The sequence below is a fragment of the Myxococcales bacterium genome (assembly GCA_016706225.1).
Classification (GTDB): Bacteria; Myxococcota_A; Polyangia; order Polyangiales; family Polyangiaceae; genus JADJKB01.
In genome coordinates this window covers 878,151-901,428 of the sequence record JADJKB010000005.1, presented here as the reverse complement: position 1 = coordinate 901,428, position 23,278 = coordinate 878,151, and the positions used below count along the sequence as shown (strand labels likewise).

The window sequence follows — 23,278 nt, the reverse complement described above, 5'->3', positions numbered from 1 at the left end:
CGCTCAGCCTTCGACGACGCGGATCCGCTTCATCTGCACGGGCGTGAGCGGGCGATCCCCCGCGTTGGTCTTGGTGGACTCGATCTTCTTCACCACGTCCATGCCGGAGATCACCTTGCCGAACACCGGGTGTTTGCTGTTTCCGGGCGTGAACCAATCCAGATACGAGTTGTGCACCGTGTTGATGAAGAACTGGCAGCTGCCGGAGTTCGGGCGGCCGGTGTTGGCCATCGAGAGCGTGCCGGGCTCGTTCGAGAGTTTGGCCGTGTGCTCGTCCTTGATCGTGCCCTTCGGGCTGTCGCCGGTGCCGGAGCGCGGGCTCTCCGGGTCTTTGCTGTGCGGACAGCCGAACTGCAACATGAAGCCGTTGATCACACGATGAAAGTGCAGGCCGTCGTAAAACCCGCTCTTCGCGAGCTCGACGAAATTACCCGCGGTGATGGGCATCTGATCGGTGAACAGCTCCACCGTGACGTCGCCCAAACTGGTCTCGAGAACTGCGGTCGGATTCGCCATGGCCCGGAACGCTAGACGATACGGCGGCGCATCGCCAGGCTCTCTGGCGCGCGTCGTGTCGGCCCGGACTTTTTCCGGCGCACGGGACTTGCCACAGGGGGACTCACGGGTCGGTGGTCAGACTCCGCCGTCCGCCGCGCCAGTGCACGGCGTCACATTCACGTTCCACGCGCCGTTCTCGCAACTCGCGGACGTCGTCACGCCGCCTTCGCCGCACGCATCGTAGATGCAAGGCGCAAAGCTGCCGGCGCAGGCGTCACAGGCCGCACCGCTCGCAGGGGGCGAGCCGGGGCAGAGGGCCGCCGGGGGATTGCAGCTGGGCGAAACGTCGACCCAGCTCTGGGCTTGGCAGGTGTACTCCGCAGAGCAGCACAACCCCGGAAAAGCACAGGTCTTGCCGGCGACGACGTTGCAGTACTGACCGAGCGTCGGCTCCACGCTGGGGCAATCGGCGAGCGGCGGCGGCGGCGGATTGCAGCTGGACGCACTGCCGAACACACTCCAACCCTCCGGCTTGCACGTCGCCTCCGTCGTCGCGGTCTGCCCGCAGCCGTCCGTGGAGAAATACTCACACACCGCCCCGACCTCTGGACACGCACTCCCGGTGGTCGGGACGCCCACCGGACAATTCGGCGGCGGAGGATTCGTGGTGGCGCCACCCACGCCCCCGGAGCCGCCCCCGTCGCTGGCGGTCGAACCGCCGCAGGCGCTGGCGAGGGCGGCAACGGCCACCGTGATGACAAAGGGCGAACGTGGTTTGGAGCGGCCTGACATGCCGGCCCTCCCAGCAACGGCCGTGCCGAGAGGTAGTAGCCAAAACTCACCGCAATTGTCCTTCGGGAGCGCCCGCATCTGGCCCAACCTGTGCCAGACCGGGACAGCCCCCGGGCCGCGCGGGCGAAATCGCCTGCTACCCTTCAGCTGGGGTGCGCACTACGAGGGGAACCGCCATGGACGAACATTTCGACGACGAATTGGAGATCATGAACGAACGGGCCCGGCAGCGCGTCGACCTGGATGCCGACGTTTTCGAGCAGCCGCTGAGTGTCCTGTGCCGCCGCCCCGCGGTGACACTGAACACCGACGCAACGGTGGAGCGCGCGGCCGCTCTGATGTGTGAGAACCGGATCGGCGCGGTGCTCGTCACCGAGAACGGCAAGCTGGTCGGCATCGTCACCGAGCGAGATTTGATGATGAAGGTCGGCTTGAACGGCGCCGACTGGCGCTTGCGCCCGGTCACCGAGCTCATGACGCCCGATCCCGACGCGCTCTTTCTGCACGACGCCGTCAAGTTCGTGATGAACCGCATGCACATGGGCGGCTACCGGCACGTGCCCATCGTCAACGACCTGAGCGAACCCATTCACGTCATTTCGCTGCGAGATCTGGTTCGTTTCGTCCTCGACCAGTTTCCTAAGCTCATCACGAACATCCCCTCGCGGCCATCTCGCGGGGCGCCACCGTGGGGTGGCTGAGCCGCTCCCGCTCACGCTGCTGATGGCCCCCCGCGTATTGGGCCGCGAACCACCTGCCGGTGTAACCTTCGCCGCTGCGTGCCCATGAGCCCAGGAACCCAATTCTGCCTCGTCGCCGGCCTGCTCGTGGCCTTGCTCTCCGGCTGCCAGGACGAAGAGAAGTGCACCAAGGCACGCCTCGCCACTGTGACCGACTGGGAGAAGGTCAAGAACGAGGCGGGGCGCTTCAAGTACCAGGGTGTCGTCGGCTACGAAGAGATGAACGCCGCCCAGAAGACCACTCATCTCGAGGTCTTCACCGTCGTCGAGCAGCAAGCCCAGCTCGTCTTCGAGTCCTTCGCGTTCAGCAAGATCTCCTGGACGACCGGGGTCAAGGCCCGCGACCGCGCGGTCAAGGAGTTCAACGGCTACTTCGACAAGGACAAATACGTCGGGTTCAAGGGGCTGCTCGACTCGGCGCAGAAGCGCTTCATCGAGGCTGAAGCGGCTTGCCGGTGAGACGCGGTTGGGCGGCGTCGATGCTCCTCGGTGTCTCGCTGATTGCCTGTGACGATCCGCGACCCGCGCTGCATCCCCCTCAGGTGTTCGACGTCGGTCTCCCGCGCAAGGCTCCCCCACTCCGCGAGTGTCGCTTCGATCCGGTGACCCGGGTGGAGGAGCCGAGCAAGTCCGGAAGCGACATGTGTTTCACCGCCGGCGAGGCCGAGCCGTGGTGGATGCGGTACCAAGCCGACGCCGAGCCGCCAGCGGTCGCTGCCGAGCCGATCGCGGACGCCGCGCCGCCCCCGCCAGCGTGTCCGAACGACATGCTGCTGGTCGAGGGTGAGTTCTGTCCGGACGTGCGTCACCGCTGCCTGCGGTACCTCGACGACGGCGTCCCGGGGGCATTCCTGAGCCACCACCGCTGCGCCGAGTTCGACAAGACCCCCCAGTGTCTGGGTGCGCGCGAGCATCGGCGCTTCTGCATCGACCGTGACGAGTACGTCGCCCCCGGTGCGGAGCTGCCGCTGGTCGACCAGTCGTGGACCATGTCGAAGGATCTGTGCGAGAGCCTGGGCAAACGTCTGTGTTTCGAGTCCGAGTGGCAGTTTGCCTGTGAAGGCGAGGCTCTCTTGCCCTACCCGTACGGGTTCAACCGGGACGCAAAACGCTGCAATCACGACCAGCAGAACCTGGAGCTCCGCGGCAAGCTCCGAGATCTGCGCGTGCCACCCGCTGCTCGTCCGGCCTGCGTCAGCCCGTTCGGCGTGCGCAACATGGTGGGCAACGTGGACGAGTGGACGATGCGGGATGGCCTGCACAAACCCTGGCGTTCGTCGCTGCGCGGCGGTTGGTGGCTCGCCGGACGTAACAACTGCATCGCCGCCACGACCGGTCACGACGAGTACTACTTCGGCGCCCAGACCGGCGTCCGCTGCTGCGCCAACGCGCTCTGACCGGGCTCGGGTCGGGGTTCACCGAACGGGCCTCGTCGTTCACACTCGACAGCCTACCTGCTCCTGCCACAATGACGGCCCATGCGCGCGGCCATCTGGGTTGTCCTCACACTCGTCCTTGCGGCGTCGGCTTGTTCGTCGAAAGAGACCGAGACCAAGCAAGAACCCGGACCGCGCTGGCAGCCGGGGACGGTCTACAGCACGACCCGGGCTGCGAGCGAGCGGGGGTTTCTGGACCGGCGCGGCTTGATCCACGCCCACAGCGTCTACAGCCATGATGCCTGCGACAACATGCCCAAGGACGACGCCGGCGCGATCAACGCGCCATGTTTGGCGGACTTCCGTAGCGGGCTGTGCAAGAGCCGTCACGACTTCGTGATGCTCACCGATCACAACGAGTCGTTCTCGACCACCGCTTTCCCGGCGACCCTGCTGTATGACGCGGATCTCGGGGACAAACTGCTCGAGCGCGGCGGCTCGCCGGTCGGCAACTGGCTGGCCTGCCCGGGCGGAGACGCTCCTCTCGTGATGGCAGGCAGCGAATCTGGCACGATGCCGGTTGGGATCGAGCGCCACGTCTCCGATTCCGAACAAGAGCGCCACGACGTGTACGGCGCAGCCACCGCCGAGTCCGTGGAGAAGTTGAAGGCCGTCGGCGCCGTGGTGCTGCTCCAGCACACCGAAGACTGGAGCGTGGATCAGCTGACGACACTCCCGGTCGATGGATTCGAGATGTACAACCTGCACGCCAACACCATCATCGGTGCTGGCGCTGCGATCGGGCTCATCGCAGATCTCAAGGAGCCAGAGCTCCTGCCTTACCCCGATCTGGTGATGCTACCGATCTTGAGCGAGGACAAACGCTACCTCGAGCGCTGGGGCTCGGTACTTTCCGGCGGCACGAAACGGGTGACCACCATGGGCACCGACTGCCATCGCAATACCTTCAAAGATCTGCTGCCCGACGGCGAACGCATCGACAGTTATCGGCGCATGATGGGCTGGTTCTCGAACCACCTCCTGGTCAAGCCCGATGCCTCGGGCGCCTGGGGCGATCTGGAGCTGAAAGATGCACTGCGGAGCGGCCGCCTGTACGGGGCCTTCGAGGTCATGGGTTTCCCCGTGGGCTTCGACTTCCACGCCGAGGCCGGCGGAGTGATCACGGAGATGGGCGGGGAGGTGCTCGCCAGCGACGCTCCCAAGCTCACCGCCACCCTCCCGGTCATCGAGAACCTGGACCCGAGCGCCCCGAAACCCGAGCTTCAAGTTCGGCTCCTGCGCGCAAAGACCGCCGGCTGGGACACGGTCTCGGAGAGCGCCGAGTCGCTCTCGGTCACACCGACCGAGCCCGGCGCCTACCGCGTCGAGGTCCGGATCAAACCCCGGCACCTCACCCCGCACCTGTCGAGCTACGCCAATCTCGCAGACAAGAGCTTCGTCTGGATCTACTCCAACGCGATCTACGTGAAGTGAAGCGGAGAGCCTCGGTCTGCTCGGGCGGCGTCACGCCCAGTCCGGCAGCACACCCTCGAAACACGTGATGGTTCGCGGCGCCTTCGCCGTCGACCGAAGGGCAGTGAGCGGTCGCTCCGGCGTGCCGGTGAGAACTCCCTCGCTCGGTTCCCAAGCGGGCACCCTGCCAGGGTCGAGAGCGTGCAGCCCACTCTGCAACGCATCGATGATGTAGGTGTGTCCCGCCACGCGGCAACCCAGTCGGTCCGCCAGACTGGCGGCGAAGTGCTGTCCGGGCACCGCGCCGAGGGTCTCGCAGGTGCGGAACCAGAACAGCGAGCCAGGCTCGACCCGCCGTGCGATGGCCGAGAGCGCAGCGGCGTGGGGGTCTGCTCGGCGGAGGGTCTGGACGTCGAACCGCTCGTCACCAATGCGCGCGTCGCCCCATTTTCCATGGCCCCAGAACTGCACCTCGGCCAGCGCCTGCTCCGGCGCCCAGGTGGCCACGAAGTCCAGCGCTTCTTGCCAGCTCGAGGCACCGAGCGCGCGGTCGATCAGTCCCCGCGCGCGGTAGAGTTTGGCGCCGGCCGACCAGACCATCGACAGCGCACCCGCCCGCCGATCGAACACCAGGACACGCACTCCACGCTCGGACACCAACCGAGTCTGCACCGAACAGCGGCGTTTCGTCAGGTGGCTCTGCTCCACGCCAGTGCTTTGAGCAGGAACCCGCCGTCCAGAGCCGCTTCATGGGCAGCAACTCGCACACCCGACTGCCACCGGCGCGACGACTCCGGGCTGCGCCGCGTCCCACCCCGTGTTACCAGACGCTGGCCGATGCGTGTCGCCGCTCTCCTCTGGTTGTGTGCCGCGGTCGCCTGCGTTGCCTGCACGGCAGAACCCGCCGCCACGGCCGAACCCGAGTGCACGCCAAACCAGTTCCGTGCTTGTGAGACCGACGCTTGCCGCGGAGTCCAGCAGTGTGTCGATCCCGGACGCTGGAGCCACTGCTTCTGCACCGTGCTCGACGCCTCGTACGCCGAGGCCAGCGACGGCACGACGGAGACCGGCCCAGCCCTCGATGCGGGCGACGCGGACGCGAGCGTCAACGCGGACGCAACCGCCGACGCGGCGGCTGACGCCGGCGGGGCTTCCGACTCGAACCCGGACTCGGACTGACTCGTTCCGGCGACGCGCCGCGAATGTCACCCGGCAGGCCCCGAACCGCGCTACGCTTTGGACGCGGGCTCCGCCCCAATACCGCGTGGTCCTGGATTTCCTCAGCCAGAACCGGCAGATTTCGAGCCCGAGGAATCGAATTTCCGTTTCATGACCGCTCAGGGCGATGTACCCGGCTCGATCGTCGACGCCAAGTACGCGTTGATCGAACAGATTGGCGTCGGCGGCATGGGCACGGTCTGGCGCGCGCTCGTTTATGGCGCGCAGGGCTTTCGGCGCACCGTGGCCGTCAAACGCCTGAACGAGACCTTCAACGAATACCCCGAGGTCGTGGAGATGTTCGTGGAAGAGGCCCGCGTCGGTGCCATGCTCAGGCACCCGAACGTGGTGCAGATTCACGATTTCGGCATCGACGCCGCGGGCCAGTACTACCTGGTCACCGAGTGGGTCGAGGGACTGCACTTCGGGGAGTATCAGCGTAGCTTTCTCAACGTGCCCGGGGGCGCTCCCTGGCCCCTCATCACCGCCATCGCCATCGAGGTGCTGCGGGCACTGGACGCGGCCCACTCGGTATGCAGGGAGGACGGCACGCCGGCGCCCGTGCTTCACCGCGACGTCTCTCCGCCGAACATCCTGCTCGACGTGACCGGGATCGTGAAGCTCGCGGACTTCGGCTTGGCTCGAGCGATGGACCGCGGCCGCATCACCCGCCCCAATGTCATCAAGGGCAAGCTGAGTTACCTCGCCCCGGAGATGCTCCGCGGCGATGACGCGACGGTGCAGAGTGATCTCTTCAGTCTGGGCGTCTGCCTCTGGGAGGCACTCGCCGGCCAGCGCCTGTTCGACGCGCCGACCGACATCGAGGTGCTCGAGATGCTGAAGGACCCGCGCGTGCCGCTCCTGTCGTACAAGCGACCGGACCTGCCCATGGGGCTGACCACTGCTGTGCATCGGGCCCTCGAGCGCGACGCGTCGCGACGCTTCGACTCGGCGTTGATGATGCTCGACGCGCTCCGAGAGGTGCTCAGGGTGATCCCGGAGACAACCTCCGGCCCCGTGCTGGCAGCCACCATCACCGCGGCGAGGAACCGCCTGCGGGCCCGGGGCACCTGAGTTGAACCGCAGAAAAGCCGCGAAATCCTCCAATAGCCCTAAATGAATTTGAAAACCGTTTTCAGCTACGCTAGGAAGCCCGCGTAACATGAACCTCGCCCAGGTCTCGCGCGGCCAGCTGTTCACCGTCGAACGCGTCGGCGGGCAGCGAGCGTTCCGGCGCAGGCTGATGGAGCTCGGTCTCGTTCCCGGCACTCAGATCGAGCTGGTCGGTGTCGCGCCGCTCGGAGATCCCATCGAGTTCCTGGTGCGCGGCGCCAGTCTCTCGATTCGCCGGGCGGAGGCCGCCGAAGTGGGCGTCGTCCGCGTCGAGGCCGCGCTCGACGCGGCCCCCGAGCTCACGCGCGTCGAGCCTGAGCTCGGCGCGCGGAGCGCAACGTGACCGCGCAGGCGTGCCACGAGCCAGAATCCGGCGACCGTACGCCCGACTCCGGGGAGCGCCTACGCCAGGTCGTCGTGGTCGGTAACCCGAACGTCGGCAAGACCACCCTCTTCAACCGCTTGACCGGCCAGAACGCCCGCGTCGGGAACTATCCTGGCATCACCGTCGAGCGCCGAGCGGGAACGTTGAAGCTCGGCTCCGGAGACGCCGACGCCGAGGTCGTCGACGTTCCCGGTGCCTACTCACTCGCGGCTCGCTCCCCAGAGGAGCAGATCGCGATCAACTCGCTGCTGGGCCTCGGTGGTCTGCCCAAACCGGCGCTGGCGGTGGTCGTCGTGGACGCCGGCCAGTTGATCCGCAACCTCTACCTGGTGCTGCAGCTGGCCGAGCTGCGGGTCCCCCTGGTGATCGCGTTGAACATGATCGACGAGGTGAGCGACCGGCCGCCGGATCCAGCGGTCGTCGGCGAGCTGTTTGGCGCGCCATGCGTCGCGACCAACGCCAAGAGTGGGCTGGGCATGGAGGCGCTGAAGCAAGAGATCGCCAAGATCTTGGCGGTTCCCCGCCCCGCGAGCGTGAGCATCGAATACCCCGCGGCGCTGAGGCCCGAGATCGACCGGGTGGCGGAGGCGCTGCCGAAATCGTGGCGCGGAAGCGTCGAGCGCGACCGGGCGCTTGGACTCTGGGCGCTCTCCAGCATCGAAGCGGAAGACGAGCTCGAGGGCATCCCGGACGAACTGCGCGAGCGCTGTCGTGACGTCGAAGAAACTCTCGGCAAGGACCACGACCTCGACCGCGATATCATCGGCGCGCGCTACGCCTTCTTGGATTCACACGCCGATCGCATCTTCGGCCGCGTCGCGAAACACCCGCCCAAGCGCGCCGGCTCCGCGCGCCTCGACCGCTTCCTCTTGCACCCGGTGTTCGGCTTCGTGGCCTTCCTGTCGATCATGCTGGTGACGTTCCTGGCGCTATTTTCCTGGGCGGACCCGGCCATCAAGCTCATCGAAGCTGCCTTCGGTGGACTCTCCAAGCTGCTCGAGGCGCAGCTGGCCGCAGGCATCTTCAGAGATTTTCTCACGGAAGGGGTGATCGGCGGGGTTGGCAACGTGCTGGTCTTCCTGCCTCAGATCTTGCTGCTGTTCTTGTTCATCGGCCTGCTCGAAGACAGCGGTTACATGGCGCGTGTGGCTTTTCTGATGGACCGCATCATGCGGGCCCTCGGGCTGCACGGTCGCGCGTTCGTGCCGATGCTCTCCGGGTTCGCCTGCGCGGTGCCGGCCATCCTCGCAACACGAACCATGGAGCGCCGTCGCGATCGTTTGCTCACCATGCTGGTCGTGCCATTGATGACCTGTTCCGCACGCCTGCCGGTCTACACCCTGGTAATCGCGGCGTTGTTCCCCGAGCGCACGTTGCTCGGATTTCTGCCGCTCGGCGCCGCGCTGATGGTCGCCATGTACTGCTTCAGCATCTTGATGACCCTGCTCGCCGCGGCGGTGCTCGGCCGCACCGTGGTGCGCGGACGCCGGGTGCCGCTGATCTTGGAGCTGCCCCCTTACCGCGTGCCCAGCCTGAAGAGTGTGCTCAGGATGATGTGGGAGCGGGCGGCCGTGTTCTTGAAAGAAGCCGGCACGGTGATCCTGGCCTGCACCATCGTGCTCTGGGCGCTGCTCTCATTCCCGCGCGGCGAGGCACCCGTCACGGCGCCCTTGGCCGCCGACGCCCCCGCAGAGACGCAGACACGACCCGCGCCCACGAAAGCCGAGGAGATCGCCGACCGCTCGGCGAGGCTCGAGCACAGCTACGGCGGACGACTGGGCAAGGCCATCGAGCCGGCCCTCCGCCCGCTGGGCTTCGACTGGAAGATCGGCGTCGGCTTGATCGGCGCGTTCGCCGCTCGGGAGGTGTTCGTCTCGACGCTGGGTGTCGTCTACGGTGTCGCCGGCGGCGACGAGGACACAGCACCGCTGCGCGACCGCATCAAACACGAAAAGCGGGCCGACGGTCGCCCGGTCTACTCCGCGCTCACCGGGCTCTCGTTGATGGTGTTTTTTGCCCTCGCCTGTCAGTGCATGAGCACCCTGGCCGTGGTTCGCCGTGAGACCCGGAGCTGGCGCTGGCCCGCGTTTCTCTTCGGCTACATGACCGTCCTGGCGTACCTGGCGAGCCTCATGGTCTACCAGGGCGGACGACTGTTCGGCTGGGGCTGAGGGAGCTCAGAACTGGCCGAGCACGCTGGCGTAGCCGCCGCCGCGCGTTGGCGCGACGTCGAACCGGAACGCCTTGGCCTCGGCAGGCGCTTCTTTTTTTCCGCCGGAGGTCACCAGCAAGTAGGTGGCAACACCGAGCGAGACCACGCCGACACCCAGGGAAATGTCAGCGAACAGGTACTTCTTCTTGATCGGATCGATGTCGCTGTCGCTGCACGTCTTCTTGTCCGCACACGCCAGGTTCTTCTCGTCGCTCTTGCCGGACAGAGCAAAGTACGCAAACCCGCCGATGCCCACGACCCCGACGCCGGCGAGCACGTAACCCAAGGTCTTGCTGCCCTTGACGTCGTCGGTGCTCAGGCTCGTCGAGCCGCCGTCGTGTGAGCCGCCGTCACCCCCGCCCGCTGCCGCGCCGCCGCCCTCGCCGTCATCATCCGCACCGCCGAAGACGACCTCGATGTTCTGGGCCTTCTGGCCTTCCTTCACCACGAACTTCAGCTCCTTCGAGCCGTGCTTCGCGCTCTCGAACACGAAGGTGTGGGTGCCAGGATCGATGGGGATCGCCTTGCCATCCAGCGCTTCCGCCAAGGTCTGGTCACCCAGCGTCACCTTGACGTCGGTGAGATCCGCGCCTTTTGCTTTGGCGCTGAACACCACGGTCGGGATTGCACCTTCGACCTCCGATAGCCACTTCGCGCAGTCCTTCTTGATGAAGGACGGGCAGCCAGATTGTGAACACGTGACCAAGCTCTCGCGTGCGGCGAGCAGCTTGCCGCCGCTCTTCTGCTCCTGGGAGGACTCGTAGGCCTTGGCGCACTCCGCCTTCGTGTCCCCGAGAGCCGGGCGTACGACCGACACCACTGCCATCGCCATGACGACGGCTGACCCACGAAGCAGCAAGGTGTGCATCAGCCGCGAGTCTAGCGCATCTTCTCGGCCCAATCGCACTAAACGGGCCGGCCGGACCGCGGCGCTACATACAGCCGGACTTCACCCGGCGAACGCCGCCCTTGTCGATGTAAAATGGGGGATCACAGTTGTCGCCTGCCGCCGGCTTGGGCGGAGTCTTCACGGGCGGCTTCCACGTGCCGCCACCGGTCCGGGGCGGGGGTTTCGCCGGCGCTGCGCTCGCCGATGCTTCCACCTCGGGCAGCTGATCGACGGCCACGATGGAAGGCGACGGCGCGAGGGACGGGTCCGGCTGTGCCTCCGTGGCCGTGGGCGCCGCGGTCGCCGTGGGAGGCGCTGGCTCCATGGGCAGCACGTCGGGCTGCTGTCGTTTGCCGATGTAGATGGCAACGACGGCCAGGAGAGCGATGGCCAGTGCACCGGCGATGCCGACTAGCGCGGCGAACATTCCCGTGCGCTGCGGTGCAGGAGCCTGGACCGCGCTCATCGCGCTGACCTGAGAGGGTCCCGTGACGTACGACGGGACGCTGTTGCTGGGGCGCGAGACGCCGGTGACGTGGGAGACCTGCGACGGGGAGGTCGTGGGCTCGCCCTGCGGCCCCACCACCGGCCACTGCGCCGGAACCGGCGTGAAGGGCTGCGAGTGGGACGGATGCGAACCGTACGATGGCGTCGAGGTGGGAACCGAGTCGACCGCGCGAATGTGTGCGAGTGAGCCGCTCTCGATTTCCGCGACTTGTCGAGCGCGTTTGCCGATGGTCTCTTCGCCTACCCGCTCGGCCCACTCACCGACCTCGCGCGGCAGCGCGATGGGGCCGGCTTGTTCGAGCGCGATGGCAAATTCGCGCGCGCTCGACCAGCGGGCATCGATGTTGCGCTGCAGGCCCTTCATCACGATTTCGTCGAGATGGGCCGGCACGGTCGGCTCGAGGCTGGATGGGATCGGGATCTCGGCTTCGAGCAGCTTGGTCAGTACCTCGCCGGGATCCTCGCCGTCGAACAGGCGCCGCCCGGTCAGGGCCTCCCACAGCACCACGCCAGCCGCGAACACGTCGGTGCGGCGATCGACGCCCTTACCCCGGAGCTGCTCCGGGGCCATGTAGCTGACCTTGCCCTTCATCTGACCGTCACGGGTGGAGGTCGCGCGGGCCGCGGCTTTTGCCACGCCGAAATCGAGCACCCGCGCCACGCCATCGGTCCCGACCAAGATATTCTGGGGGCTGACGTCGCGATGCACGATGTTCAAAGGTTCGCCGCGTTCGCTCTTCGCCTCGTGCGCGGCGTGCAAACCGTGCAGCGCGCCAGCCATCACTGCCACCGCGATCCGCGGGGGCACCAACTCGCCGTTTCGGCGCGCCGCGCGGATCAGCTTGGAGAGCGCTTCACCGAGCACGTACTCCATGACGAGGAAGACCTCGTCGTCGAGCGGGACGACGTCGAGGGTCGTCGCGACGTTCGGATGCTGGATGCGCGAGACGAGGCGTGCCTCGTCCAGAAACATCGAGACAAAGTCGGGGTCCTTGGCGAACTGCGCGTGCAGGCGCTTGATGGCAACGAGGCGCGAAAAGCCCACCGCTCCAACCAGCCTGCCAAAATGCACCGTGGCCATACCGCCCGCCGCGATCTCTCCATAGAGGGCGTAGCGGCCGACGATGCGCGGCTGGGCCATCGGCACGGGTTGCGCTTGCATCAGCCTCCAAAGCCTATCAGATGCAACTAGCCTCTGGTAATCACAGGGCGAAAATGCCTGCGTCCTCAACCCACATCCGCTCCGACGCGTCGCGGCGCGGGGGTGCGCCCGGCGGCGAAGGACGCAAGCTTCCTCGCGAATTCTATGCTCGCTCGGTGCTGGAAGTGGCCCGAGACACGGTCGGAAAGCTGCTCGTCCACGAGCTCCCGGAGGGCAGGCTCGTGGGTCGCATCGTCGAAGTGGAGGCCTACCGCGGCCCGGAGGACCTTGCGGCGCACAGTGCCGGCGGCCGCCGAACCGCACGCAACGAAGCCATGTGGGGCGAAGCCGGCCACGCCTACGTGTTCCTCGTCTACGGCATGCACTGGCAGTTCAACCTCGTCACCGGGCGCGTCGCCGAACCCCATGCCGTGCTGATTCGCGCCGTGGAACCCATCGAGGGTCTGGAGCAGATGGCACGACGACGCGGCGTCGCGGCCACCCGCCGCGAGCTCAGCAACGGACCGGGGAAGTTGTGCGCCGCCATGGGCATCGACCGACGCCACTACGGCCGCGATCTGACGGGGAGCGACGGCCTCTACCTGGCGGACGCGCCGCCCACCAAGGTCGTGCGCGCCCGGCGCATCGGCATCGACTATGCGGGAGCATGGGTGAATCGCAAATGGCGCTTCCTCGAGCCCGGAAACCCTTACGTGTCTCGCCCACCCGAGGCTAGGCTGGCGCCAAAGTGACCGTGCGCACCCCTTCTCAGAGGCCGGCTCCGCGGTCTCAACCGCCAGCTCCGCTGGAAGTTCGGCGCGGGCGGTTGAGCACGAAGCGCATCACGCTCGCGGTGTCCGGAAGCATCGCGGCCTTCAAGGCGGCCATCGTGGCGCGCTTGCTGGTCACGGAGGGCGCGGCGGTGCAGACGTTGTTCACGCGCTCCGCCAGCCAGTTCGTCGGCGCGTCGACCTTCGCGGGCATCACCGGCAAGCCGGTGCGCTCGGACATGTTCGACGCCGCGGTGGCGGGCGAGCTGCACGTGGACATCGCGAGCAAGACCGATCTCTTCTTGGTCGCGCCGGCCACGGCGGATTTGCTCGCGCGACTTGCCCAGGGACGCGCGGACGACCTCGTGACCGCGACGGCGCTGTGTTCGACCTGTCCACTGCTGGTTGCACCAGCGATGCACCCGGCAATGTGGTCGCACCCAGCGACCCAGCGCAACCTGGCCACCCTCGCGTCGGACGGTCGCGTCGAGCGGGTCGGGCCGGTCTACGGGGAGGTTGCATCCGGCGAACACGGCATCGGTCGCATGGCGGAACCGGCGGAGATCTTGGCCGCCGTGTTGGTCACGCTGGCGCCTCACGATCTTCGGGGCCGACACGTCGTCGTCAGCGCGGGGCCCACCGTGGAAGACATCGATCCGGTGCGTTTCCTGGGCAACCGCTCCAGCGGCAAGATGGGCTTTGCGCTCGCCGAGCGCGCTGCAGCGCGTGGAGCTCGCGTGACCCTGATCGCGGGGCCCTGCGCTCTCGCCACACCGTACGGCGTGACGCGCGTCGACGTGCGAAGCGCCGTCGCCATGCGTGGCGCGGTATGGCAAGCCCTCGGACCCGACCTCGGCGCTGCCGATGCGTTGATCATGGCCGCGGCCGTGGGCGACTACCGCCCAACGGAGACCCGAGCCACGAAGCTGAAACGCGGGGGCGACGGCATGAAGCTCGATCTCGTGCAGAACCCGGACATTCTGGCGGAGATTGGCGCGGCCCGCAGCGGGCGGCGGCCGGTGCTCGTAGGGTTCGCGGTGGAGGCGGATACGAACGAAAAGGTCGTGGCCTACGCGCGCGCGAAGCTCGAGGCGAAGAAGGTCGATTTCGTGGTGGCCAACCACGCCGACGACTCGTTCGGCAAGGATGACAACCGCGCAAGCCTCGTGACTCACGACCGCGTCGAACCGCTACCGCGCACCAGCAAACTCGAGCTGGCGGATCAGATCCTCGCGCTCTTGGTCCGGCGGCTGGAAGAGCGCTGATGCAGCTCATCGCGCTGTCGGTGCTCGTCATCGCAGGCGCCAGCGCCTGGGCATTTCGGCTCGACCTGGCCGGAACCTGGAAGTTCTGGGTCGCGCTCGGCGTGCCGTACGGTGCGCTCGCATTGCTCGCCCTCGGCCGACTTCGACAGGACGGGCGCTTGCGCGACGTGCTGCGTCCGCGCTGGGGCGACCTCAGCCTCGGGGTGGTGACGGGAGCGATCTTGCTCCTCGGTTCACTGGCCGCGCGCAGCACGCTGGCGCCAACCAACACGGCGCGGCACCTGTGGTTCTTGCGGCTCTACGCCCAGGTGGGCGACGCCGAGACGGTGCAACGCTCGCTCGTCTACACCTCGGTCTTGCTGTTGATCATCGTTGCCGAGGAGCTCGTCTGGCGTGGAATGGTGCTCGACGCCGCGCAGACCCGCTTCGGACCCCGGAGCGGTTGGTTGGTTGCCACGCTGGCGTATGGCGTCGCGTACGTGCCGACGGTGTTCGCGCTCGCGGATCCCATCGCCCACGAAAATCCACTGCTGGTGCTGGCCGCGCTGGGCTGCGGCCTGGTCTGGTCGTTCACCGCCAAGATGACCGCCCGGCTCCCGCCGGTGATCATCTCGCACATCGTGTTCACGTATTTCTCGGTCGTGCAGTTCCGCTGGCCGGGGATGTGAGCAGGTCGTGGCGAGCCTGCGGACCCGGCGTTGGCTCTCGGCATCCACCCTGGTGGCGTGCATGTTGGGTTTCTTCGCGGCCCTGCGCCAGACCGACGACGATCTCGACGGTCTGCTCCAGCTCGGCTACCTGTTTGCAGGCATCCTCGTCCTGAGCACACTGGCCTTTGGCCTCTCGGTCTGGCTCTTGCGCTGCCCCCGTTGCGGCGCAAGCGTCATCCGATCCGCCACCCACTCACTCGGCGAAAAGTCCGTGGTCGAGACCTTGGTCACCTTGCTCCGGCGGGTCGTTTGCCCTGACTGTGGCTATCGGGAGAGTGACGGGCAGGACTGATGGCACTCAGCGCTGATCGGCCAGCTTCGGTTTTTCCCCGACCAGCGTGAGCTCGGCCAGGCGGTCCGAGAGCGCGACCTTGCCGGTCATCAGCTTGCCCTTGAGGTCGGTGACCTCGATCGTCGACTTCTGGAGGCGCTCGCTGATTTCCTCCATCTTTTTGGCCAGGTGTCGGCTCAGTTTGTCGGCTGACGCCACCCGCCGCAGCGTCACGAGCTGAGCGTGGATCTCGTCGATGCGCTCGCGATAGGTGCTCATTTGCGACTCGAGGGTCGAGACCCGCTCGCGGGTGTCACTCATCTCTTTGTGGAGCCGAACGATCTCGTCCAGCTGCTTCTGGAGCTCGGCCGAGAGCGGCTTCGAGCGGCGCAAGAACAGCGCCAGCGCGTCGACGCCGGCGTCGGTGTTGATGTCCACTGATTTTTCCAGCGGCTGACTCTCCTCGATTTCCAGCTCGATGGCCGCCCGTGGCGGCACGCTGATCGGGAACAGATACGTGCCCCGCAGCTTCTCGACCTTCACCTTCGAGTCGCGCAGCTTCCAGCCGGTCGGCACCGCGTGGCGGATCCAGACCTTCGCCACCGCGTCACCACGGTTCGACAGCGAGAGCTTGGTGCGTCGAATCGTCTGCGCCTCGGTCGTGACGATGCCGCGCTGAATGGTGACCAGCCGGTCGATCTCTTCCCGGGTGTCGACGACGGGCTCGACCAAGAGCTGGCGGTCGAGCGCGAACGGGATGAACGCAGAGCTCTTGGGGGGGATCGGCTCACTCAGTCCCTCACCGAGAAACTGCCCCGCGGCGTACACGGTGAAGGGACCGGACTCGAGAGTGTGCTGACTGGGATTGTCCAGCCGCACTGCCCTGAACGCAAACCGCTTGGACCCGCGGGTCGAGACGGGATCGTAGTAGTAGACCTGCTCGCCGCGGGTCTTCTCACTCAGCATGTTGACCAGCGCCGAGCTGTCCTTCTTGATGCTGAGGGGCGCCGGCGCCACGAACAACGCGCTGCCGATGGGCTCACCCGCGCTGGCAGCTCCGCTGCTGCCGGGCGCAGGTCGAGCCGCCTGAGCCTCGGCCTTGGCGCTGACCAGGCGCACGCCATCACGAGCCGAGGTTTTGTCCGCGGCCACGACCTCGATCTGCGCAGCCTTCACCCCGTTCTTGAGCAGCTCGTTGCGCACCGTGTTGGCCCGCGCGAGGGCCGCCCCCTTGCGGTCGGTCTCCGTCGGCTTGGCGTAACCCTCGATGCGGATCCGCTCGCCGCTCGCCCGCAGTTTTTGGGCCAGATCCGCCAGCTTCCCGCCGGCGTCCTTCGGCGGCTCGAGCGCGAGCCGGCGCGCTCCTCCAGCCTTGTGTTTGCTGGCGACGCGAGCCCCATCGGGCTGCACCAGCCCTGCCTGCAGCGTGGCGGGCTCGGTCTCTTGCTGCGCATTGAGGTGTTCGAGCTCGTCCAGCCTGAAGTTCCCGACGACCGCGACCGCGTCGCCGGCAACCGCGTACGGTGAGCCTCCGGTCGGCGGTGCGAGGGCGAGCGCCGGTCCTTCGTTGAGGGTCTCGCGCTCGACGTAGCGCACGCTGTGCAGATCGAATTTGAACGACAGCGCGGAGGTGCTGCCCACGCCGACCGTGACACGCTCCCAGTCCTCACCGGAGACGTTGTCGACGACGGCCCACGCCTCGAGCTTGGCGCTCCCCTTGCCGTCGAGCTCCACGCGGTAGCTCGGCTTCCAGGCGGGGCTCTCGGTCACGTAGGTGATGGCGACGTCGCGCGACGCGTCCTTGGGCAGCACGATGGCGAGCTCGACCCGGTCCCCGGTGCGCACCAGCGTCGGGAACGACACGGGTAGCGAACGCCCGGTCTTGCGATCGCGAATCGTCAGCGATTTCAGAAAGTCGTCGACGCGCTCGGCCGGAACGTTCAGCACGAGTCGATCCCCGTCGACCCGAGCGTGGCGCTCGAAGTAGGCGACACCGCTCCGATACACGATGACGCGCCCGAGCTCCGCGTCCGTCTTCACCGGACGCGACGACAGGCTCGCTCCGCACCCACCGACCGGGAGCGCCAGCAACATCAACAGCCCAATTCGACCTCTGAGCATGGAAAACCTCCTCGGGCGCCTCACTCCCCGCTTGGGGGCGGCACCGGCATGGGACACGTTCGACTCGTCCCGCGTTGGGTACGCACCAGAGCCGCATTCGATCTTGCGGCCGCGTGACCCTGGACTAAGAGGTCGGACATGAAGTTTCTCCACGCCATGCTGCGGGTGCGTGATCTCGACCGGGCGCTCGACTTCTTCGTGGGAGCCCTCGGGCTCACGGAGATCCGGCGCCGAGACCACGAAAAGGGGCGCTTCACCCTGGTTTTTTTGAGGACCCCCTCAGCCGACGACACGGCCGAAATCGAGCTCACGTACAACTGGGATCAGCAGGAACCCTACGGCGGCGGGCGCAACTTCGGGCACCTGGCCTTCCGAGTCGACGACATCTACGAGACCTGCTCGAAGCTCGAGCAGCGGGGCGTCGACATCCTGCGTCCTCCGCGCGACGGCCACATGGCCTTCGTGCGCTCACCCGACCAGATCTCGATCGAACTGCTGCAACGCGGTGACCCCCTGCCACCCCGCGAACCCTGGTCCTCACGCCCGAACCAGGGCGAGTGGTGACTCTTCTCCGCTCCGTTCTGTTGCTCTTTTCTCTGCTCCCCTCTGCTCAATCCCCGATCTTCCCCCCTTCCGCCTTCCTGTAAGTAATTCTCAACTCTCCCACAAGCCGCCCTCTCGGACGGCGGCCGACCACACTCTCAGCGCCGCACGCAGCGCTCGTCCGCGACACCCGGCGCGCGCACGAAGCTGTGACCGCTGACCGGCGCGCCCAGGGGCAAGAAGCTGAGCTTCTGATTTGCGCCGCTGCGCTCGACGCGCAGCTCGACCGCGACTCGGGGCGAGCCCGCCCGGAACGCGAGCTCGACGACGTGATCTCCCGCGCGCAGTCCTGCGCGTTCGGCGGCTGAGCCCTGCGTGACGCGATTGACCGTCCGCGGCAAGAGCTCCGCGGGGCCATCCAGCTCGAAACCGAGCGCAAAGCTCTCGAAGCGCGCGGGCTTCACGCCGAAGCACGGACCCAGGGCGTCGCCGGGCAGTGGCTGGTTTTTTCCCGCGAGGATCTCGTCGCTGAAGACGCGCGCCGCCCCGGGACCCAGCTCGCGCTCGAGCGCGCTCGTCCACGCCGACTCGGGCAACGGGCCTTTTTGTCTTTGCGCGTCGGCGTAGAGCCCACGCAGCAAGGGGTCGAAGGAGCGCTTGCCCTTCGACTTGGCGCGGATCAACGCGTCGACTCGGGCGGCGTGGCGCGCGCCACGCGCGACGAGCAGCGCCGCCACGGCTGGCTCCGAAGCTCGTGCGCCGAGCTCGGCGTTGCGCTGGTTCCGGAGCTCACTCGTCGCCACGATGCGCTCCATCTCGTTGGCCTCGGCCAGGTACTCACTCGGGGTCAACAGGCCGAAGCGAAAACTCAGCTCACGCGCCAGGTAGCGCGAGACACCCTCGACGAACCAGAGCGCCTGTCCTGGCTCGCGATCGCCGTCCGGGCCGATCCAGAGCATGGGCCCGAGCCACTCTCGGAGCAGCTGGTGGGCCAGGGACACCCGCACGGGCGCGCCGTAGGGCTCGTTCACCGAGACCTGCAAGAGTGCGCTGGCCGTCCGGCGTGCGACCGAGAAATCCCCTGCTTTTCTGCTGTCGGTGAGCAGCAGCAGCGTGAAGGGTGTGCTGGACTTCTCGCCCAGGTACTCCCGCGCCGCCGTGCGAAATGTCGCGACCTCGGCGGCAACCGAGCGCGGATCGAAGCTCGTGTACCCAAGCCACGCGACCTCGTCGTGACCCTCGGGGCCGTCGAGGACGGCGTGACCCATGGGGCCGGCGATGAAGAAGCAACGACGGAGCGCGGCGGCCGAGAGCTCGAGCGTTCGCCGCTGCCCGACCCCGAGGCTGGACGCCGCGCGAGCGTCCGGACCCAGCGGCTTGGTATCGATGACGACGGTCGTCGGCACACGGCGCTGACTCCAGGCCACGGGCAGCGCCAAGAGCGACTGCCCGGCCGCCGCAAACCGGTTCGGATCGGACGCCACGCGGAGCTCGCGGGTCGAGAACGCTTCCGCCTGGCGCAAGTAGACCAGCTGAAGCGGCGGGTGCACGGCGCGACGGAAGCTGAGCGTGGCCGCGCCGCCGCGCGCGTCGATGTCGACGGGAAGGATGCCCTTGCCGTCGCGCGCCGTGACGCCCTGCAGCGAGCTCGGCGTTGCATCGGACAACAACCAGGCGCGCAGCTCTTCGGGCGGACCCGCTGCTTCGATCACGACCCGCAACGCTGGCGTCGGGTCGAAGGTCTGTGACAGCTCGAAGGACAGGCGCGGCGCGACGTCAACCGGAGCGATGGCCGGCGGTGCGGGCGGTGCCGCGCGGGATGGCGGCGTCGCTTGGCTCGGCGTGGCGGAATGCGGCGCACAGGCGCCGAGGATTGCTGCGACAATGCAGCAGACTGCGCGGCCTTTTTCAGCCACCGGCGATGCGCGCGAGCTCCTCGTCGGACACGTCGAAGTCGGAGAACACACCCTGCACGTCGTCGTGCTCGTCGAGCGCATCGACCAGGTTCAGACACACCTCGGCGTCACGCCCGGCAATGTCCTTCTTGTTCTTCGGCACGTAGGCGATCTTGCTCTCGCCCAGCGGCAGCCCGGCCTTCTCGAGCGCGGCCACCACCTCGTACAGCTGCTCCATCGGCGTGTAGACCGTCCAGACGTCGCCTTCATCGCGGTAGTCGTCGGCTCCGGCCTCGACCGCCGCCTCCATCAGCTTGTCCTCGCCGACCTCAGCCTTGTCGAGGCTGATGGTGCCGAGCCGGTCGAAGGCCCAGCCCGCGGTGCCGGAGCTGCCCAATAGTCCGTTGTTTCGCTCGAAGATCTTCCGCAGCTCCGCCACCGTGCGATTGCGATTGTCGGTCATGCCTTCGACCAGAAACAGCGTGCCGCCAGGGCCCGTGCCTTCGTACAGGACCTCGTCGTACGAGGCGCCTTCGATCTCCCCTGTGCCGCGCCCGATGGCGCGCTTGATCGTGTCGGCCGGCATGGCCTGACCCTTGGCGTCGTTGTACGCCTTGCGCAGGCGCGGGTTGGCGTTGACGTCCCCGCCGCCAATGCGCGCCGCGGTCACGAGCTCACGGATGAGCTTGGTGAAGAGTCGCCCTCGAGCGGCGTCGAGCGCGCCCTTCTTGCGTTTGATCGTGGCCCACTTGGAATGCCCACTCATGAATCGAGTCTCCGTCGCGTTCGACCGCGGACCGTGCACCGGTCCGGGACGGACTTCCTACCACAGTCCCAGGCCGCCGCGATCACCCTCGAAGCGGCGTCATTGAGTCAAGAACCAGTCGATCCCGCGGCGGACCTCCAGGTGCAGGTGGTCCTTGTGCCTTCGGTCGTAGTGCGGGCTGAGAATCAGGTTGAACGTGCCGAGCTCGGCGAACGCACAGACCAGCGCGCGTAGCGCGCGCGCCTTTGGCTGACGAGGCGCGGGTGCGCCCTCTCCGCAGGTGCGCGACCCCACGCCGTGGCCCTCGAAGTCCCTGAGCACGTTCAACACCTGAGCATCTCGCTGCACGAACTCGACGATGTCGACGGCGACGCCGGCGGCGTGCCGCCAGCCACGGCGCTGAGCCCAGCGCCCGCGATGAATGCTGTTGTACCGAACTCGCGCCACCCCGCGGTCAGCGACGACGAGCGCAAGATCGTCCAGACCGAGCAGCAGTCGGCAGTCCATCACCGGCCCCTCCTTCGGTTGCTGCACGGTTGGGTGATGCATCTCGAACACGACGCCGCGCAGCGGCCCGGTCAAGCGCACCGGCGTGTCGATGGTCGGGACGCGCGGGCCATGAGTGAACGGCACACCGCGCACCGCGAGCTCGGCCAGACACTGCTCGGAGTCCTCGGCGTGGTAGCGCAACGCACGAAAACGCTCCGGGCGTTCGGGGAAAACCACCAGCGGATTTCCGGCGCGCGCTCGGGTTGGCGCCACCACGAGCGCGAACACGAACACGGAGAGCAGCGCGAGCCGACGCATTTTCAGCCCGGGAGAGTCTCGCGATTTGAGCCCAATTTCGAGCCTCGACTGGCACGTCGCGCCGGACATGGGAGATTTCAGTTAGCTACCGTGCTCTTACGCCTCATCGCCGCCGGCGCATTTGCGTCGTGCGCGGCCCTCGCTGGATGCCGCGCGGTGGAGGACTCACCCCGCCTCGCCCTCGGCAGCGGGCTCACGGAGCCGGGTCGCACCCTCGCGCGCAGCCTGCGGCTCGGCCGCGCAACGAGCCAAACGCCAGCCCAATTCCGACCCGACGCCCGCGCCATGGACTGCAGCGCGGAGTGGGCACGGGTCGAACGTCTCGACGCACTCCCCGGCACACCGAAGCTCGGATCACAACGCGCAGAGATGCTCGCGCGCGCCAAGGGTGAGCCGGTTTTTTTCGTGAGCGCACCGAGCTACGAGAAGTCCGACAGCGCGGTGGTCCGCGGTTACCGCAGGGCGCTCACTCAGGCGCGTTTTCCCTGGGAAACCCTGCGTCAGATCAAGGACCGCTTCCCGAACGCGCCGCGCATCGGCCGGCAGGTCCTCCTGCGCGACGGCTACTTGTACGCGGAATCGGCGGATCTCGGCTGGGCGCTCTGGGACGCCATACGGCTCGAGCACCTGTTCGACGAACCGGCGCTGTGGCTCGAGCGAGGCAGCGCGCGCCTGAGGATCACCCGGGATCCGAAGCGCGGTTACGTGTACGCGGACGGACCCGACGCGGGCAAACCCGCGCGCGTTCTCCTCTTCGACCGGGTGGGCGTCGAGGGAGTGGACCCCGGCCCAGCGTTGCACCGCGACGCGCGCAGTCTGGCCCACGAGCTCGGCTTCGACCGCATGACGGTCGTGCGCACCACAGAGAGCGCCATCTTGGCGAACCTGCGCTTCGGCGACGTGTGGGTGCGGAGTGTGCTCGCGAGCGACGGCGCCCACCTCAGTCGTCGCTGTGAGATCGTGGAGGCTGGCAGCCGCGCGAAGCTCGACGCGGCTCGTGCCAAGTCGGAGGTGCGCGCGCGGGTGGTCGCCGCGCTGCAGCGGGAGATCTTGCGGGCGGTCGACGAAGAGCTGCCGTTCGACGAACCCAAGACCGAGTGGGGACAGCAGGACGGCCACCTGCGAAGTCACTGGCAGAAGGCCTACGAGAAGGGCGAGAGCCACTACGCGTTTCAGAGCGATCTTTACCCGGTTTTTCGGCCGGATGGGCGGGTGGCGCCACCGCAGGTGTGCATCGATTTCGTGACCGAGACCCTCGAGCGCGCGAGCGGTACGTGGTGGCGCCCGCGCGGTGAGCCACCGGGAAGGGATCTCGGCGGCCTCGATTTCGAACCGCTGCTCGGCGACAGCCGGCGCAAGGTCACGCGCTTCATCACGTACACGAAGGAGCATCCGGAGCAGTTTCAGCACGAGCTCCTGCCGACTTCGAAGCGTCTCCCGTATGTCTTCAAGCGGCAGTTCTACCGACACCTGGCCCGGGAGGCGGATCACTACGCGCCGGGCACCATCGTGGTCATCCGCGGCTTTGCGCCGTGGGACCACTACAACGTGCCGCACTACCACACGTTCTTCGTCTACGAGTCGGACCCGCTGACTGGGGTGCCGATGCTCCTAGCGGGCAACGCCGGCAAACCTCGGGTCCAGACCTGGGAGACCGTGATGAGCCGCGCGCCGCAGCGCAACATCGAGTATCGCATCACCCCGAACATCGACTGGCTCGCGAAAGCGATACCAGATGCCGGCACGCCCCGCGTCGTACCGCCACTGGTCGAGGTGTTCTAGCTCC

Annotated in this window: 23 protein-coding genes; 14 read left to right on the top strand and 9 right to left on the bottom strand. The window is 67.3% G+C overall.

The window, feature by feature from the left end:
* Positions 1–3 precede the first annotated feature (3 nt).
* Positions 4–516, bottom strand: a complete 513-nt coding sequence (locus IPI67_11690; GenBank protein MBK7580858.1) for a peptidylprolyl isomerase — start codon at positions 514–516, stop codon at positions 4–6.
* A 117-nt stretch (positions 517–633) separates the two neighbouring features.
* Positions 634–1,290 (bottom strand): hypothetical protein, encoded by a 657-nt coding sequence (locus IPI67_11685; GenBank protein ID MBK7580857.1) that lies wholly within the window; start codon positions 1,288–1,290, stop codon positions 634–636.
* Between the two features lie 176 nt (positions 1,291–1,466).
* Between IPI67_11685 and IPI67_11680 the strand changes: the two genes are divergently transcribed.
* The 4 genes from IPI67_11680 (at position 1,467) to IPI67_11665 (ending at position 4,900) form a co-directional block, all read left to right on the top strand.
* On the top strand, positions 1,467–1,991 hold the full coding sequence (locus tag IPI67_11680; protein ID MBK7580856.1) for a CBS domain-containing protein: 525 nt from the start codon (positions 1,467–1,469) through the stop codon (positions 1,989–1,991).
* 84 nt (positions 1,992–2,075) lie between these two features.
* Positions 2,076–2,489, top strand: coding sequence for a hypothetical protein (locus IPI67_11675; GenBank protein MBK7580855.1), 414 nt, complete (start codon positions 2,076–2,078; stop codon positions 2,487–2,489).
* Complete coding sequence (locus IPI67_11670) at positions 2,480–3,427, top strand: SUMF1/EgtB/PvdO family nonheme iron enzyme (protein MBK7580854.1); 948 nt, start codon at positions 2,480–2,482, stop codon at positions 3,425–3,427. The genes IPI67_11675 and IPI67_11670 overlap by 10 nt, the downstream gene beginning before the upstream one ends.
* Positions 3,428–3,508: 81 nt before the next feature.
* Positions 3,509–4,900 carry a hypothetical protein gene (locus IPI67_11665; protein ID MBK7580853.1) on the top strand — a complete coding sequence of 464 codons (1,392 nt, stop codon included), beginning with the start codon at positions 3,509–3,511 and terminating at the stop codon, positions 4,898–4,900.
* A gap of 30 nt (positions 4,901–4,930) precedes the next feature.
* Here the strand turns inward: IPI67_11665 and IPI67_11660 are convergent, their stop codons facing one another.
* The gene (locus IPI67_11660) at positions 4,931–5,587 is read right to left on the bottom strand and encodes a hypothetical protein (GenBank protein ID MBK7580852.1); all 657 of its coding nucleotides are present in this window, start codon (positions 5,585–5,587) and stop codon (positions 4,931–4,933) included.
* A gap of 129 nt (positions 5,588–5,716) precedes the next feature.
* Here IPI67_11660 and IPI67_11655 point away from each other — a divergent pair, with 129 nt between their 5' ends.
* The 4 genes from IPI67_11655 (at position 5,717) to feoB (ending at position 9,766) form a co-directional block, all read left to right on the top strand.
* Positions 5,717–6,058, top strand: a complete 342-nt coding sequence (locus IPI67_11655) for a hypothetical protein (protein ID MBK7580851.1) — start codon at positions 5,717–5,719, stop codon at positions 6,056–6,058.
* A 150-nt stretch (positions 6,059–6,208) separates the two neighbouring features.
* The gene (locus IPI67_11650) at positions 6,209–7,171 is read left to right on the top strand and encodes a serine/threonine protein kinase (protein ID MBK7580850.1); all 963 of its coding nucleotides are present in this window, start codon (positions 6,209–6,211) and stop codon (positions 7,169–7,171) included.
* A gap of 88 nt (positions 7,172–7,259) precedes the next feature.
* Positions 7,260–7,553 carry a ferrous iron transport protein A gene (locus IPI67_11645; GenBank protein MBK7580849.1) on the top strand — a complete coding sequence of 98 codons (294 nt, stop codon included), beginning with the start codon at positions 7,260–7,262 and terminating at the stop codon, positions 7,551–7,553.
* Positions 7,550–9,766 (top strand): ferrous iron transport protein B, encoded by a 2,217-nt coding sequence (gene feoB, locus IPI67_11640; GenBank protein MBK7580848.1) that lies wholly within the window; start codon positions 7,550–7,552, stop codon positions 9,764–9,766. The genes IPI67_11645 and feoB overlap by 4 nt, the downstream gene beginning before the upstream one ends.
* Before the next feature lie 6 nt (positions 9,767–9,772).
* Here feoB and IPI67_11635 read toward each other — a convergent pair whose 3' ends face one another.
* Positions 9,773–10,675 carry a hypothetical protein gene (locus IPI67_11635; GenBank protein ID MBK7580847.1) on the bottom strand — a complete coding sequence of 301 codons (903 nt, stop codon included), beginning with the start codon at positions 10,673–10,675 and terminating at the stop codon, positions 9,773–9,775.
* 64 nt (positions 10,676–10,739) lie between these two features.
* Positions 10,740–12,365, bottom strand: a complete 1,626-nt coding sequence (locus IPI67_11630) for a protein kinase (protein ID MBK7580846.1) — start codon at positions 12,363–12,365, stop codon at positions 10,740–10,742.
* A 53-nt stretch (positions 12,366–12,418) separates the two neighbouring features.
* On the opposite strand from IPI67_11630, the gene IPI67_11625 reads away from it, so the two are divergent.
* Genes IPI67_11625 through IPI67_11610 form a run of 4 tightly spaced genes read left to right on the top strand, consistent with a single transcriptional unit; the run spans position 12,419 to position 15,381 of the window.
* On the top strand, positions 12,419–13,096 hold the full coding sequence (locus IPI67_11625) for a DNA-3-methyladenine glycosylase (GenBank protein ID MBK7580845.1): 678 nt from the start codon (positions 12,419–12,421) through the stop codon (positions 13,094–13,096).
* 53 nt (positions 13,097–13,149) lie between these two features.
* A complete protein-coding gene (coaBC, locus tag IPI67_11620; protein ID MBK7580844.1) occupies positions 13,150–14,379 on the top strand; it encodes a bifunctional phosphopantothenoylcysteine decarboxylase/phosphopantothenate--cysteine ligase CoaBC in 1,230 nt (409 codons plus the stop codon).
* Complete coding sequence (locus IPI67_11615; GenBank protein ID MBK7580843.1) at positions 14,379–15,047, top strand: CPBP family intramembrane metalloprotease; 669 nt, start codon at positions 14,379–14,381, stop codon at positions 15,045–15,047. Before coaBC ends, IPI67_11615 begins: the two co-directional genes overlap by 1 nt.
* A 7-nt stretch (positions 15,048–15,054) precedes the next feature.
* Positions 15,055–15,381 carry a hypothetical protein gene (locus IPI67_11610; protein MBK7580842.1) on the top strand — a complete coding sequence of 109 codons (327 nt, stop codon included), beginning with the start codon at positions 15,055–15,057 and terminating at the stop codon, positions 15,379–15,381.
* 6 nt (positions 15,382–15,387) lie between these two features.
* On the opposite strand, the gene IPI67_11605 is transcribed toward IPI67_11610, so the two are convergent.
* Positions 15,388–17,481 (bottom strand): DUF4139 domain-containing protein, encoded by a 2,094-nt coding sequence (locus tag IPI67_11605; GenBank protein MBK7580841.1) that lies wholly within the window; start codon positions 17,479–17,481, stop codon positions 15,388–15,390.
* A gap of 138 nt (positions 17,482–17,619) precedes the next feature.
* Between IPI67_11605 and IPI67_11600 the strand changes: the two genes are divergently transcribed.
* Positions 17,620–18,045 carry a VOC family protein gene (locus IPI67_11600; protein MBK7580840.1) on the top strand — a complete coding sequence of 142 codons (426 nt, stop codon included), beginning with the start codon at positions 17,620–17,622 and terminating at the stop codon, positions 18,043–18,045.
* Between the two features lie 137 nt (positions 18,046–18,182).
* Here the strand turns inward: IPI67_11600 and IPI67_11595 are convergent, their stop codons facing one another.
* From IPI67_11595 to IPI67_11585, 3 genes are all read right to left on the bottom strand, one after another.
* On the bottom strand, positions 18,183–19,940 hold the full coding sequence (locus tag IPI67_11595; protein MBK7580839.1) for a hypothetical protein: 1,758 nt from the start codon (positions 19,938–19,940) through the stop codon (positions 18,183–18,185).
* A complete protein-coding gene (locus tag IPI67_11590; protein ID MBK7580838.1) occupies positions 19,933–20,685 on the bottom strand; it encodes a YebC/PmpR family DNA-binding transcriptional regulator in 753 nt (250 codons plus the stop codon). Before IPI67_11590 ends, IPI67_11595 begins: the two co-directional genes overlap by 8 nt.
* Positions 20,686–20,784: 99 nt before the next feature.
* Positions 20,785–21,492 carry an extensin family protein gene (locus IPI67_11585; GenBank protein ID MBK7580837.1) on the bottom strand — a complete coding sequence of 236 codons (708 nt, stop codon included), beginning with the start codon at positions 21,490–21,492 and terminating at the stop codon, positions 20,785–20,787.
* A 90-nt stretch (positions 21,493–21,582) separates the two neighbouring features.
* Here IPI67_11585 and IPI67_11580 point away from each other — a divergent pair, with 90 nt between their 5' ends.
* The gene (locus IPI67_11580; GenBank protein MBK7580836.1) at positions 21,583–23,274 is read left to right on the top strand and encodes a hypothetical protein; all 1,692 of its coding nucleotides are present in this window, start codon (positions 21,583–21,585) and stop codon (positions 23,272–23,274) included.
* Positions 23,275–23,278: the final 4 nt, after the last annotated feature.